Source organism: Streptomyces flavofungini (genome assembly GCF_041028215.1).
GTDB lineage: Bacteria > Actinomycetota > Actinomycetes > Streptomycetales > Streptomycetaceae > Streptomyces > Streptomyces flavofungini_B.
The window spans coordinates 22,899-35,631 of record NZ_JASKYR010000012.1 but is presented as its reverse complement, the minus strand read 5'-3'; the positions used below and the strand labels follow the sequence as shown (position 1 = coordinate 35,631).

Here is a 12,733-nt window from a genome sequence, read left to right as displayed (position 1 = left end):
GGATGAGGGTGCGTGTCATCCGGGGTGAGAGGACGGCGTCACCGCGGTGGGCGGAGCGGATGGCCTGCTGGATGAGTTCGGCGGGGGCGTCCTTGAGGATGAAGCCGTCAGCACCGGCGTCGAGGGCCTGGTGGAGGTAGGTGTCCAGGCCGAACGTGGTGACGATGACGATGCGAGGGGTGTGCGGTCGGGCGTGTAGTTCGCGGGTGACGGCGATGCCGTCGCTGCCGGGCATCTGGATGTCGAGGAGGACGACGTCGGGCTGGGCGCGGTCGGTCTGGGCGAGGGCTTCGGGACCGGAGGCGGCTTCGGCGATCACGGTGAGGTCGTCGGCGGCGTTGACAATGAGGGACAGCCCGCCGCGTACCAGGGGTTCGTCGTCGGCGATCAGGACACGGATGGCGTTCATGCGTTGCTCCGGGGCAGGGTGGCGGTCAGGGTGTATCCGCCGTCGTGCTGCGGAGCGGCGGTCAGGGTGCCGGCGAGGGCGGTGACGCGTTCGCGCAGCCCGGCAAGTCCGGTCCCGCTTCCCGTGGTGGGCGACGGCCGGCCGGAGTCGGGTGGGCCGTTGGTGACGGTGATGGTGAGTCGGCCGGGCGTGGTGCGCAAGGTGATGTGGACGCGCGCGCCGGGTGCGTGGCGGGCGGCGTTGGTCAAGCCCTCCTGGACGGTGCGGTAGGCGGTGACGGCCAGCGGCCGGGGCAGCTCGGCAGTCAGCTCGCTGGTGTCGAGGGCTGCGTTGACGCCGCCGGCACGGGCGGCTTCGACGAGCGCGACCAGCTGCTCCACCGAAGGTGGTGGGCCGTCGGCGCGGTCGGGGTCCTGACGCAGGACGTGGAGCATGGCACGGAGGTCCTCCATGGCCTGTCGACCAGCGTTCTCGATGGCCGCCAGGGCGGTGACGGCGGCCTCGGGGTCCTTGTGGGCAATCAGGCGGGTGCCGGTGGCCTGGAGCACCATCAGGGTGACGGCGTGGGCGACCGTGTCATGGAGGTCCCGGGCGACGGCATGGCGCTCGGCGGTGACGGCCGCACGGATCTGGGCGGCCCGCTCCTGCTCGGCAGCGCGCCGCTCCTGTTCGGCATCGCGCCGCGCCTGCTGGGCCCGGGCGAGGTCGAAGCGGGCCCCTGCGGAGCGTCCGAGCAGCCAGACGGCCCACAGGGTGAGGCTGACGAATACGGCATCCCAGAGGGGATCGCCGTTGACACCGATCGGGCCGGCCCACTCCTGCGCCAGGCACAGCCCGAACAGCGCCAGGGAGGCCCGGCGGTCAGGTGCGTAACGGCCTGCGGTGAACGCGGCTGCCAGCACGGCGAGGAACGGCATCGCCAGGTTCGTCGACGGCGTCAGCCACGTCGTCTGCACCATGGCCGACCCCACCGCCACGGTCACCGAGACCACCGGGTGACGGCGGCCGGCCACCAGGGGAACGGCCATCCCCGCCGCGCACACCGCGTTGAGCCACACGGGTCCGACCAGGTCGGCCGAGGAAGCGGCCTCCCGGGTGGCCACCGCGGCGAACACCACCGCCGCGAGACCACCCCACCAGGCGGCGGGTGGCGAAAGGCGAGATGGCGGTCGGTGCTCAGTCACCGGCCCAGTCTAGGAACCGGCCGGATGCCTCACCGGCGTGCCGGGTACGACTAAGGTCGCATCTCTGCCACCCCCGCCGCCGCGTACGTCCGACGATGGTGGCACACGTGAACCCGACGTGCGTCAGACGCCTGGCGGGCCTGGGATTCCTAGCGTTGAAGCGTTCCCACGACAACGCTTCCCAGGAGAACCACGTGCACTCGTATCAGAACGCCGGGCCTCCCGAGGTGCTTCAGAACCCGCAGCTTCTTGCGATGCTTCAGAACCCAGGGCTTCCTGCGGTACTTCAGAACCGAGGGCTTCCTGCGTACCGCGGCGGCCGCCGGGGCCGGTGTTGATGGCGCTGGTGACGGCCCTGACGGTACTGAACCCCGTCCGCGGCGACGGGCTCAGCCTCGACATGTGCCCGTCCTTCCGCACCGCCTCCGTTCTGGCGTGCCCTGCGTGGCGACTGCCGCGGCGATCGCCCTCTACGGCCTGACGGAGCTCCGCCGCCAGGACGGCCCCGGCCTCTTCGCCCGGTGGCCGGCTGCCGCTGGCCGATAACCCGACATCCCAACATCCCGACATCCCGACACCCCGACACCCGTCTCGTGAACCACCGGCAGGCGAGCAACCCCCGCCCATCTGAGAAGGAGCATTTCGTGATACCACCATCCCCCGGCGGGACCCCCAGTCTCGCGACGACAGCAGGGAGTACGCGGCTGGCGGGCCTGGACGTCCTTCGCGGCTTCGCGCTGCTGGGCATCGTCGTGGTCAACTCCACCTACTTCGCGTCCGCCTTCCACGGCAGCGGCGTCGCGGACCCCGCCGTCGCCACGGCCGCCGACCGGGCCGTCAGCGCGCTCACCACTCTGCTGTTCGAGACCAAGTTCTACCTGTTTTTCTCGTTCCTGTTCGGTTACTCCTTCGCGCTGCAACGCCTGTCCGCCGAACGCCGCGGCGCCCGTTTGGCCCCCGCGTTCCTGCGCCGACTCGCCGCCCTCTTCGTCATCGGCGCGGCCCACGCGGTGCTGCTGTTCACCGGCGACATCCTGACCACCTACGCTCTCCTCGGCCTCGTCCTGCTCGCCGCCGGAAACCTCCGGGCACGTACCGCGGCCACCGCCGCCTGCATCCTGCTGGCCCTCACCGCCGCCGCGTATGCGGGACTCGGCGCCCTCCAGGCCGCCTACGGGCCCCCGAGCACCTTGGACGCCCGGGCCGCCACCGCCCAGGCACGCCATGCGGCCGATCTCCTCGCCGACGGTCCCGCGCAGGTCATCGCCGCCCACCTGCAAGAGCTACCCGACACCGCAGCCTTGCTACTGCTCTTCCAGGCCCCCAGCGCCCTGGTGATGTTCCTGTTCGGCCTGGCCGCCGCACGACACGGCCTGCTCACCCGCCCCGTCAGCGCCGGCACGCTGCGCCGCATCCAGCTGATCGGCTTCCCCGTAGGACTCGCGGGCGCCGCCCTCTACGCCCAGGCCACCACCCACTGGAGCGGCACCCCCGGCGAGACCTACGCCCTGGCCATCGATGTGCTCACCGCGCCCGCCCTGACCGCGGCCTACGCCGCCACCCTCCTGCGCCTGCACCGCGGCCGCCACGGACACCGCATCACCAGCGTCCTGGCACCGGCCGGCCGCATGGCCCTCAGCAACTACCTCACCCAGTCCGCCGTTCTCGCCGTGGTCTTCACAGGGTACGGTTTCGCGGCGATCGGCCGCCTCGCCCCCGCCGCCGTCCTCACCCTCACCCTGGCCCTGTACGCCCTTCAGCTGTGGGCCTCCGCCCACTGGATGCGCACCCACGCATACGGCCCCCTGGAATGGGGGCTGCGCGCCGTCACACACCTGGCCCTCCCCCGCTGGCGCACCGCACCACGGGCCCGAGGCACTGGGCCTCACCGACGTGGAGCGTAAACACCTGCAGGCCGTGGCCAGCTCCGACCCACTCCGCGGCAGTTGGGGTCGTCCACAACAGCCGGAACCGGGACTCCTGCGCGTGAGGACGGCGTTGCAGCACTTGCCGACACTCCTGCGTACTGGCTATCAACGCACTGCTCACCGAAGTCCTGGGGGTGACGTTCAAACCGGAACCTCCCTTGTACGGTGGCTCTTGCTGGACGGAGCCGCCCACCACCGGGCGCTCGCCGCCCCCATCGATGACTTGCGTGTCCGAGAACCTGACGTCGACCGGTGGCGGGACGACCAGGGCGTCACCGAGCGCACGTCCGTCAGTAAGCGCATCGCGCATCCGGTAGGCGGCCCGCTCGAATTCGGCGTCGAAACGGTGGCACTGCCCCAGTGCCCCGACCAACAGCTGGTGGAGCGCTTGGTCAGCCCCCGCCCTGCGGTGCCGGAATCGGGTCAGCCACAGCCCGAGGAAGACGAGGAGATCCTTGCTCTTGGCGAACCTGCCTGTGGCTCCCAGGTACTCGAATACGAGGCCGGTGGGGTCCATCTTGTTGACCGGGTCGCCCTCTGCGTAGAGGCAGGGGTTCTGCTCCTGGCCCGAGGCGTGTGGACTGTTGAAGCGGCGGCCCATGTCGGGGGCGTGGTAGCGGGCCGAGTAGTGGTCCAGGCCCGCCGGGTCCTGGTGGCCGCCCGCGAATCGGTAGAGCTGCAGGACCTTCTCGTCGGCCGTCGCGCGGGCGACAACCGTGAACCCGGGAATATTCTCAACTTTATGCCCCGGGACGGGAAGCTCACCGAAAGACATCTGCGCCGTACACGGATGTTTCGCTGGACGAGCGCGCCCAGCCTCGCAACGTGACGGATATCGAACGGTGCAGTAAGCAGAAGAGCCATCCGGGAGACCTGCACGGTTCCTTCTCGCCAGAGCCGCACCCAGGATTTGCCCCGCTTCACCGCTCATGCGGTGAAGTCATCCACCGGCATGCGGCGACCACGCTCCAGGCGGAGCCCCAGCGACATCGACGAGCTCCAGCGGAGGATTACGAGGCCGGAGCAGCACAACGTTGAGCTGACCTCGGTGTTGGAGGAGGCCCATTCCGATCTCGATGCCGCGAGGCAAGCCAAACGCGACCTCACCAGAGCTCTCAACCAGCGCGGCTGACACGCCCTGCCAGCACCGCCTCCTCCGTACGCCCCGCCCGCCGAATGAGGCCGGCAGCGCCGACAGCCAGCGCCCCGAACAGGAGAGGAAGAGCGGCGACCCGTTCCATGCCTCCCATGCCCAGACCGAGGTAGTGGTGGGAGAGGAACAACCCGAAGGCCGTGAGCGCGGTGACCCCCAGCAGGCTGGTGCCCCACCGCAGGGTGGTCGGTACGTGTTCTGCCAGGCCGAACCCCGCCACGACGAGACCGATGTTGCCCGCTGCCATGATGAACAGGGCGCCCAGGACATGCAGGTTCTCGTTGACGTCCGCCGGAGCCAGCCCGGCCAGCATGAATCCCACACCGGCACCGGCGAGCAGCAGACGGGCCACGACAGCAGCCCGTCCCCTGCGCCACAGGACATCACCCGTCAGGGCAACGCCGACAACGAACAGCACTCCCAGGGCGACGAACGAGACATTCATCAGACCGTGCTCGGGGGAACAGATATACCGCGGCTCAGGGTCTGGCTGCAGAGCGCAGTGAGCGTTGCCCAAGTCGCTGATGTTGTTCCGCGCCCAGCTGTACGGTCTGGCCCAAGCCGACTCGGCAATCCAGTGGATGACGAAGAACTGCACCACGCCCATGACCCATGCCGAGTACCCGATCCGGACTCTCACCTGTCCACCTTTCGTCACGCGGATAACGTGCGGACAGCCGATCATGCGGCGCCGGACTCAGGCACTCCGACAAGCCCCCTGGAACAGGGTGGGGCAGTCCCTACCGCGGCCGGGAGCAGGGGTCCGCGTAACGAGTGTCATGACAAGGTCCACCACCAGGCCCAGACCGGTCCGCGCGAACGACTCCCTCTCGTCGGTACGCGTCCGCGGTCCGCTCCCGGCGTCCGCGGGATGGCGGGCGAGCTCGCGCCACAGCACTCATCGGCGACCCCGGCGCGCGGGACATCGGACCGGCCGACTTCCCGCACCGCCCGGGCCCGGTGCTACTTGAGCATGCGGGCCGCCTCCACCCGCTGGAGGTGGATCACGACGTCGTGGGACTTCGCGAGCCGGATCTGCGGGGCGTCCGCGATCCCGGGGTAGGTGGCACCGATGTTCTTGACGGTGTGCGGCGCGGCGAGCCAAGCGCGGGCCTGTGCGGGGGCATTGCGCAGGTCCACCAGGTAGTCGCGGTACCGGACCCGGTCGAGGGTGTGTTCGGTGGTGCCGGGCGCGGACGGGTTTACGGTGAAGCGGTGGACGCCCCGGTCCCGGCCGAAGGCGTTGAACGAGCCCCGGTCGAAGGTGAGGCCGACACTCAGGTAGCCGCCGCCCAGCTTCTCGCGGAGGAAGTCGCCCTGGACCTTCGGGTAGTGGTCGGGGGCGTAGGTCTTGAGCGCGACGTGGGCGTTGTGGGCGGCGAGTACGATCTTGTCGCCGGTCCGCTGCTGCCACCAGGCGACGTTCTCCGCCATGATCCTGTCGCGGTAGAGCATGGCGTCGGTGGTGCCTTGTGGGTCGTCAAAGTCGAAGGCGTACAGCGTGGTCATCTGGTGGATCGCGGTGGCGTGCTGGAGGGCCCAGGCGTACGCGTCGGCTTCGGCGCCCGTGCCGGGCCGCTGCCTGAGCAGCTGTACCGCCCGGCCGGTCCGCTGGGCGAGCTTCTTGCGTTCGGCCAACGGCTTGGCGAGGTAGTCGTTGACATATGTCTCGGCGTCGGTGGTGGGCCGCAGGCCCCGGTACAGCTCGGTGAGCTGCCGTGTGAGTTCGGGGCGGGCTTTGGCCGCGTAGGCGCTCACCTTGTCGTACAGCTCGGGACCGGCGAACCCGCCGTCGTCGCCGACGAAGCGGACCGGGTCCTTGGGGTGCTTGACGTTGTACGCGCGCATCCACTGGAGCAGGTCGCGGTACTCGGTGTTGTTCCACCACCGGTAGGTGCCCTGGAACTCCTCGTCCATGATCTGCTTCAGGTCGCCCTGGCCGCGCAAGAGGTAATCGTTGAGCCGCAGTCCGGTGCTCCATGGGGCTTCGAGGGCGAAGGCCCGGAAACCCTTCTCCTGGACCAGGTACCGGAACACCCGGTGCTTGACGGTGAAGAACTCGTGCGAGCTGTGAGTGGCCTCGCCCAGACCCACCACCCGGGCGTCGCCGACCATCCGGCCGAACGGACGGAGGTCGGCCAGGTTCCCGCGGGGCTCGGTGGTGCGCAGCGGGTGGGCCACCCGGTCCAGGGCCGCCTCCGGGGAGCGGAACGCGGCCGCCGTGGCCTCCTCAAGGCCTACGGGCGTGGCGGCGGAGGCCGATGCGGCGGGCGGGACGGACGGGATGGCTGCGGAGGCGGTCGGGATGGCTGCGGAGGTGGCCGGGGCGATGGCCAGGGTGGCACCGAGCGGGACGAGCAGCGCGGCGAGCAGGGCCTTGTGCGTGTTGTTCATGGGCCCAACTCTCGCCGCGCGGGCGTGCCCCACACCATCCACTGCGCCCCCCGATCGGTCTGGGGGTTAGGTACACCTGTCGATGGCGGGCCTGGGCCCTGGGCTGCCCTGTCCACGCCACTACGAGTTGCGGTCGAGTGATCTCCCAAATCCGGTCGGCATGGCCTGCGTTGGCTGGCTGCGGGGCAGGGGCAGGGGCAGACCGATTGTGTCCGGAGCCAACGGCATTCGCATGAGGCGCGGGTGAGGAGTACGGCGAGGGTGCCGACGGCTTCGGGCTTGGTCGGGCTCGGTCGGGCTCGATGGTGGCGAGCCGGGTTGCGAACGGCATGTGACCGACGCCGACACGCGGGACTCCAACGCGTGTCCGCACAAGGGGCCGACCGTGAAACTGGGGCCGACCACAGCCGGGTGGCCGCGACAGGCTCATGTGTCGCCTCACCCGAGGCGATGCCGCAGCAGGTCATTGCTGTCGCAGTGACGCGGCGGCGGTGATGAGTGCGGTGACGTGGTCACGGTGGTCATGCTCCCGGCGGGCGATGACGATCCGGCTGGGGCCTGCGTCGGTGACGGGAACGCACACGATGTCCGCCGGGGCGGGCGTGATGAGCGAGCGGGGTACGACGGCGACCACGCGGCCGATCCTGACCAGCGCGACGAGTGCGGCGGCCTCGGCGATTTCGGGGCCGTTCCCGGCGTCGGGAACGCCTGGCCACCGGGGGGAGACCTCGTCGCTCAGATCGTCCAGGTTGATGCTGTCACGGGTGGCGAGCCGGTGCGCTCGCGGGAGGACAGCCACGCGGTCCTCGACGTGGAGGGTTTCGGCGGCGAGCCCGGTGAGATCGTCGAAGGGGGCGTACAGCAGGGCCGCGTCGGCGCGTCCGTCGTGGAGGTGGTCGGTCCGGTCGGTGGCGCCGCTGAAGAGGATGTCGACCTGCCGGGCAGAGGGGTGTTGGGCGTAGGCGGCGAGGATTCCGGAGAGCAGGTTCGCGTCCCCTCCGGGTTTGATCACGAACTTGAGTGGTTCGTCGTGGGCGGCGCGTCGCGCGTTCTGCACGGCGACGGGCATGGCGTTCAGCGCATGCCGACCGTGTTCCAGCAGAGCGGTGCCTGCGGGTGTCAGTACGACGCTGCGGCTGGTGCGGTCGAACAGCTGCACACGGAGCCGTGACTCGACGCGCCGGATGGTCTTCGACAGCGCGGGCCGCGCGATGGCGGGCCTGGCGGCAGCGCGGCCGAAGTGCAGCTCCTCGGCGACCGCGACGAAGTACCGCAGCTCCCTGGCTTCCAGCAGATTCAGGCCCACAGGTTATCGAAGAACGCGCATAAGAGTCTTGGACGCGCGGCAGGGAATCGGCTGGTCAAATGGGTTGCATGATCAAGCACACCCTGCTCGTCCAGTTCACCGAAACGATTCCTGACGCCGACCTCGACCAGTATCTGGCGGATGTGGAGAAGGCGACGAGGGGAGACCTGTTCGCCTCGGCGAGGATCGAAGAGGTGTTCCAGGCCTGGCGCGCCCGCTAGCCCTACAGGGCCGCGTGGGCGAACCACGAGACGCAGGCATGAGCGACGTCACCGGCAAGGTCGGCCTGGTCATTACGGCGCCTCGTCGAGCAGCACGCCCTCCTGCTCTTGGCCAACGACGCTATCCCCCACCAGCGCGTGACCGGTGACCCCGACGGCCAAGCTCACGCCGTCGAGGTCGCCGTCCAGCACTGCCTGAAAGGGTACGGACTTTGCACACTCCGCGCTCAAGGCCGACGAGCGCAAGGGCCCCCTGGTCGGGGCCGGAGCAGGCTCGGGCTCGAGTCGGGTGGGAGGGCGGCGGCCGTTGCCGCATAGTCCTCCAGGACCTGCAACAGATGAGGCAGCGGGACCAGTTCGCGTTCGCGCCGCACAAAGGGACCTATGGCCTCCCATGTGCGGACGACTCTGTTGTTGAGCGTCCTCAGGTAGCGGTCGTCCTTTCGATGCACACCAATTCCGGCGGGCGCTGCTCCACCCCTCGGCCATGTCCAACATCGTCTCCGGCAACCGGCCACAAGTCCGCCACGGCGACACGATGATGCACCTGCGAGACCTATGGCGGGGGCGGTTCACAGACCCAGCGCTGGACAGACTCGTTGCCGACATCGACCGCCAGGCGGAGGAAAGCAGCGGCTACACCGACGCCGACCACGCGCTCCTCGCCATCACCATCCCTCCCAAGGGCATCAGCGCGAGCGAGCTGGACGACGACCAACGACACCTGCTGAGGCGACTGCTCACCCGTTACACCGGCCGGGCCCCGCAGAGTCTCGCCGCGGCACACGACGCCCACTACGCAAGCAACTCCGTGCTCGACGAGGTCCACGTCGGCTGGGCGGGCAGCACCGGTGAAGGCGAACCGCACTACTACCGAGTTCAGGGCCCCAGCATCCTGCTCGAATACAACAACACCCAGCGAAGCGGCAACCATGCCCACTCGGTGTGGCGCGACCCACGCTCGGACTTCGGCCTGACCGAACTAGCGGCGTACCACGAGCGCGCACTGCGCCGCTGACGTCCGGAAGAACGCAGGCCAGCCCAGCAACATTTGCGTACCGGCGGCCGGAAGGCGGGTAGGTGAGGGCGTGCCCGCAGCAGTGCGCGCAGAGCCGGCCGGAGGCCCGCCAGGCACAGCAGAAGTGCCCGTCCCACACGGACACCTGAGGCCGATCGGTCGCGTGGAGGACGGAGTGGAGACGGCCATCAAGGCCTGTCTGGTGTGGGTCGCCGCGGCCCTTCTCCGGGCCGCCCATGACGCGGCAGCCCCGCGCAGTGTGCTGGCCCTGACGAACCACGCGACGGCGGTACTCGATGCGGTGCCCCCGCCGGCGGCACACGCGCCCCGCCTGGTGCCCTCGCGTAAACCAGAAGGTCGTCAGCGCGGCTCACGCGGACGAGCGTCCGACCGGTCCGTTGCGCCTCTGGAATGAGTATGTGCTGCTGCGCGAGCGGGCCTCCGATCGAGTTCGCCGCCCCGCCCAGCCGGACCAGTCTTACGGCCCGGTCCGCTACCCGCTGCTCCTGGTGGCGTTGCTGCTCGGCTTCCTGCCGACACCGGTCTTCGGCGAGCTCTTGCTGGACGACCGCGTCGGCGTCCGGCTCGGTAGAGGCCGTCGGTCGCGGCGTGCAGGGGCATGGCGGCCCTCGTCGTCCGCCGCGGCTTCACCGCGGGGGTCCAGGTGCGCAGGCAGTCCAGCCTCTTCGAGCGCCGCCACCGCCTCGTTGAGCGTCATGCCCCGCACTCGGCGCCGCACCGAGGATCGTCCGGCCTTCGCATGGTCGATCGTCGTGCGGAGAGGTCTCCCGACGCTGCTGGCGAAGCGCGCCGGGACGCATCCTCGCGCAGCTTGGTGCCGGTGCGTTGCGAGGTGTCCACCAGCACCTTGCTACTGCCGCCTGCCGGGTCTCGGCAGCCAGAGCCCGGGACCCTGTAGCTGAGCGCAGTCCACCGCCGTCCCCGTACCCGGTGTGCCCCGAGGCTCAGCCGCAGGACCGATGCCGCCACCGCCTGCCGGTTTCCGGATCACCTGGTCGACCGGGGTTTCTCGGCCGCACACCCCGCGCCGAACGGGTCGTGGACCTGTACGAGGCTCGCATCCTGGACGTGGTCGGCCGCTACGTGATGCACGAGCGGCCGCTCGACGCGACGAGCCCGTGCGTGTTCCTGGCCGGAAGGAAGGGCACCCGCCGCCTGGAGATGCTTGGCCACGACGCGGTGGTGCGGCTGTTCGCGCGGCGGCTGGACAAGCTCGGCCCGCGCACGCGGCCGCTACCTCCGCTGTTCGCAGTTCTCCGCCACGAGCGCGTAGCCACCGCGCCTGCGGGCCCGGCTCGGGCGATCACTGCTGAGCGGTTCGTTTCGCCAGCCCGAACAAGAGCTTGACCGATACTTGCCGGATGGATGGATCAAAGGCTTCTTGGGTCAACACCACACACGACTGGGCCGGCAACGTGGACGCGGACCATCTTGGGCAGATCCGCGAGAATTGCGCAGAGTTCGCTCCGGGCGGGCCCGAACACCTTGTTCTTGAAATCGTTGCTTACGCCGCTGACGAGGCAGCGAGCCGGGGCGGCGGACAGTGTGAGGTCACACTGCACGCTGACGGCTCGGTGTCCGTCAAGGATGACGGCCGGGGCACCGACACTCGGGCCGACGAGCATGGCCGGGTGGTGAAGAAGCCGGTCATGGCCACGAAGGATCTTCGGTTCTTCGACCTTCCGGAGGCGGAACGGCTTCCGGACGGACATCCGCGTCGCGGCATGTCCGTCGTCGCGGCTCTCAGCGAGTGGCTGCTTCACACCAACCGCCGTCTCAACGGATCCTGGAGGCAGCGCTATGAGCACGGCGTCCCGGTGACCGATCTGCAGCCTGTCGAACCCGACGGGACCACCGGGACCTGCGTACGCTTCCTGCCGGACGAAGCCCTGCGTTCGCGGTGGTCGCTGACCGCGGGCGATCTGATCCGGTGGGCCGAACACTGGCCCGCCCTGACTGTCCGCCTCGACGATCAGCGCGACGGCGAGGACCGGTCAGGTCGGTGACCACGGGTGCCACGGCCGGGCCGCAGCCGACAGAGCGGCCCGGCCGACTTCCGACCTGCGGTCCGGGAGCTGCCCCCTACCCCCAAACCGTCAGTCATGGACGGGTGCTCGGCGGGACCCGGCCCGATAACGGACAGGACTCACGTTCTCGCGACTCGGGGCCCAGGGCGGGGCGGCTCGTCTGGCCCGTGGCAGGACGCTTCCTGACCGGCCAGGACGAGCCCAGGCAGGCCACCTCCCCCGGAACAGGAGGGCGCCACCCGTCCCGGCAACGCGCTCGGTGCGATCGTGGCCACCCTGAAGGTTGGCGGCTCCGCCGCGAGCAAGAAAGTGGCTGCGGCGACGGCTGCAACGGCCTTCGCGTGCACGCCGCGACCTCGATGGACACCAAGACCGCGTGTTCCACGGCACAGAAGGTGTCCATGGCCTACGGCAAGGTGGTCCAGGCCGTGGAGAGCCCGCCCTTGACCGTCAACATGGCGGTACGAACTGGAAATGCCGCGAGCAGCAGTGCGTGAACACCGGCACAACGGCGGAGAAGGTCAAACTGCTGTCCTAACCGCAGCACCTCGCGGCAGGCCCGGCCGCGCACGATGCGGCCAGGCGGCCCCGGAGGGACCGTGCTGCGCTGGTCGCGCACCGTGACCCCGATGTGTCCCTGGCCGGGAAAGGCGTGGAAGGCCGCTCCGGGGGTGTCGATCTGCTCCTCGCTGGGCTCGAAGCCCTCCGGCATCCCGGCCTGGAGGGCTTCGCGCGTGCCCTGGCGGTACAGCGGGCCATAGCGCGGATCGGCGACCGCGTGCAGCAGGTAGCTGCGGGCCCGCCGGTACGCGCGGTGCTCGGTCCAGTCGGCGAACTGGCTCAGCCGGACCTCCGGGGCCCGGGCGCCCTCCCGGGCCTGGCGGACACGCGAGAGCATCTGGCGGACGTCGGCGCGTGCCTTGCGCCGCGCCTCGTGCGGCGCCTCGTGCTGCGCCCGAGATACGTGGCGGTGGTCATCGCCGGATCGGACGTCATCAATCGACGCCGCTCATCTCCCGTACGGCCCAGCGCAGCAGCACCGTCGGACGAGTGACGGAGAAGTGAGGGTTGC

11 protein-coding genes and 2 pseudogenes are annotated in these 12,733 nt (G+C 69.9%); 6 read left to right on the top strand and 7 right to left on the bottom strand.

What is annotated here, in order from left to right; all coding sequences use genetic code 11:
• Together AB8Z36_RS01995 and AB8Z36_RS01990 are read right to left on the bottom strand one after the other, a co-directional pair.
• A partial coding sequence (locus tag AB8Z36_RS01995; RefSeq protein WP_369211414.1) for a response regulator occupies positions 1-409 on the bottom strand: 409 nt, incomplete at its 3' end.
• Positions 406-1,593 carry a sensor histidine kinase gene (locus tag AB8Z36_RS01990; protein WP_369211413.1) on the bottom strand — a complete coding sequence of 396 codons (1,188 nt, stop codon included), beginning with the start codon at positions 1,591-1,593 and terminating at the stop codon, positions 406-408. The genes AB8Z36_RS01995 and AB8Z36_RS01990, both read right to left, overlap by 4 nt.
• Before the next feature lie 644 nt (positions 1,594-2,237).
• Between AB8Z36_RS01990 and AB8Z36_RS01985 the strand changes: the two genes are divergently transcribed.
• Both AB8Z36_RS01985 and AB8Z36_RS01980 read left to right on the top strand, forming a co-directional pair.
• Positions 2,238-3,497, top strand: coding sequence for a DUF418 domain-containing protein (locus AB8Z36_RS01985; RefSeq protein WP_369211412.1), 1,260 nt, complete (start codon positions 2,238-2,240; stop codon positions 3,495-3,497).
• Positions 3,487-3,876 (top strand): annotated as a pseudogene (locus AB8Z36_RS01980) (MmyB family transcriptional regulator); the annotation flags it as partial. The gene AB8Z36_RS01985 and the pseudogene AB8Z36_RS01980, both read left to right, overlap by 11 nt.
• 156 nt (positions 3,877-4,032) lie before the next feature.
• Here AB8Z36_RS01980 and AB8Z36_RS01975 read toward each other — a convergent pair.
• From AB8Z36_RS01975 to AB8Z36_RS01960, 4 genes and pseudogenes are all read right to left on the bottom strand, one after another.
• Positions 4,033-4,296, bottom strand: a pseudogene (locus AB8Z36_RS01975) (RHS repeat-associated core domain-containing protein); the annotation flags it as partial.
• 340 nt (positions 4,297-4,636) lie between these two features.
• The gene (locus AB8Z36_RS01970) at positions 4,637-5,314 is read right to left on the bottom strand and encodes a DUF998 domain-containing protein (RefSeq protein ID WP_369211411.1); all 678 of its coding nucleotides are present in this window, start codon (positions 5,312-5,314) and stop codon (positions 4,637-4,639) included.
• A gap of 323 nt (positions 5,315-5,637) precedes the next feature.
• Positions 5,638-7,068 carry an erythromycin esterase family protein gene (locus tag AB8Z36_RS01965; RefSeq protein WP_369211410.1) on the bottom strand — a complete coding sequence of 477 codons (1,431 nt, stop codon included), beginning with the start codon at positions 7,066-7,068 and terminating at the stop codon, positions 5,638-5,640.
• Positions 7,069-7,531: 463 nt separating this feature from the next.
• A complete protein-coding gene (locus AB8Z36_RS01960) occupies positions 7,532-8,368 on the bottom strand; it encodes a LysR family transcriptional regulator (protein WP_369211417.1) in 837 nt (278 codons plus the stop codon).
• A gap of 74 nt (positions 8,369-8,442) precedes the next feature.
• Here AB8Z36_RS01960 and AB8Z36_RS01955 point away from each other — a divergent pair, with 74 nt between their 5' ends.
• The 4 genes from AB8Z36_RS01955 (at position 8,443) to AB8Z36_RS01940 (ending at position 11,640) form a co-directional block, all read left to right on the top strand.
• Positions 8,443-8,595 (top strand): hypothetical protein, encoded by a 153-nt coding sequence (locus AB8Z36_RS01955; protein ID WP_369211409.1) that lies wholly within the window; start codon positions 8,443-8,445, stop codon positions 8,593-8,595.
• A gap of 487 nt (positions 8,596-9,082) precedes the next feature.
• Positions 9,083-9,613: a DUF3500 domain-containing protein gene (locus AB8Z36_RS01950; protein WP_369211408.1), complete on the top strand. Its 531-nt coding sequence runs from the start codon at positions 9,083-9,085 to the stop codon at positions 9,611-9,613.
• 1,059 nt (positions 9,614-10,672) lie between these two features.
• The gene (locus AB8Z36_RS01945) at positions 10,673-10,981 is read left to right on the top strand and encodes a hypothetical protein (protein ID WP_369211407.1); all 309 of its coding nucleotides are present in this window, start codon (positions 10,673-10,675) and stop codon (positions 10,979-10,981) included.
• Positions 10,982-10,995: 14 nt separating this feature from the next.
• A complete protein-coding gene (locus AB8Z36_RS01940; RefSeq protein WP_369211406.1) occupies positions 10,996-11,640 on the top strand; it encodes an ATP-binding protein in 645 nt (214 codons plus the stop codon).
• A gap of 427 nt (positions 11,641-12,067) precedes the next feature.
• Here the strand turns inward: AB8Z36_RS01940 and AB8Z36_RS01935 are convergent, their stop codons facing one another.
• The gene (locus AB8Z36_RS01935) at positions 12,068-12,661 is read right to left on the bottom strand and encodes a tRNA-dependent cyclodipeptide synthase (RefSeq protein WP_369211416.1); all 594 of its coding nucleotides are present in this window, start codon (positions 12,659-12,661) and stop codon (positions 12,068-12,070) included.
• Positions 12,662-12,733 lie beyond the last annotated feature (72 nt).

What these genes read in the sequence shown, in the direction of transcription:
- AB8Z36_RS01955 (WP_369211409.1), top strand. Translation starts at nt 8,443, where the DNA reads ATGATCAAGCACACCCTGCTCGTCCAGTTCACCGAAACGATTCCTGAC.
- AB8Z36_RS01965 (WP_369211410.1), bottom strand. Translation starts at nt 7,068, where the DNA reads ATGAACAACACGCACAAGGCCCTGCTCGCCGCGCTGCTCGTCCCGCTC.
- AB8Z36_RS01950 (WP_369211408.1), top strand. Translation starts at nt 9,083, where the DNA reads ATGTCCAACATCGTCTCCGGCAACCGGCCACAAGTCCGCCACGGCGAC.
- AB8Z36_RS01940 (WP_369211406.1), top strand. Translation starts at nt 10,996, where the DNA reads ATGGATGGATCAAAGGCTTCTTGGGTCAACACCACACACGACTGGGCC.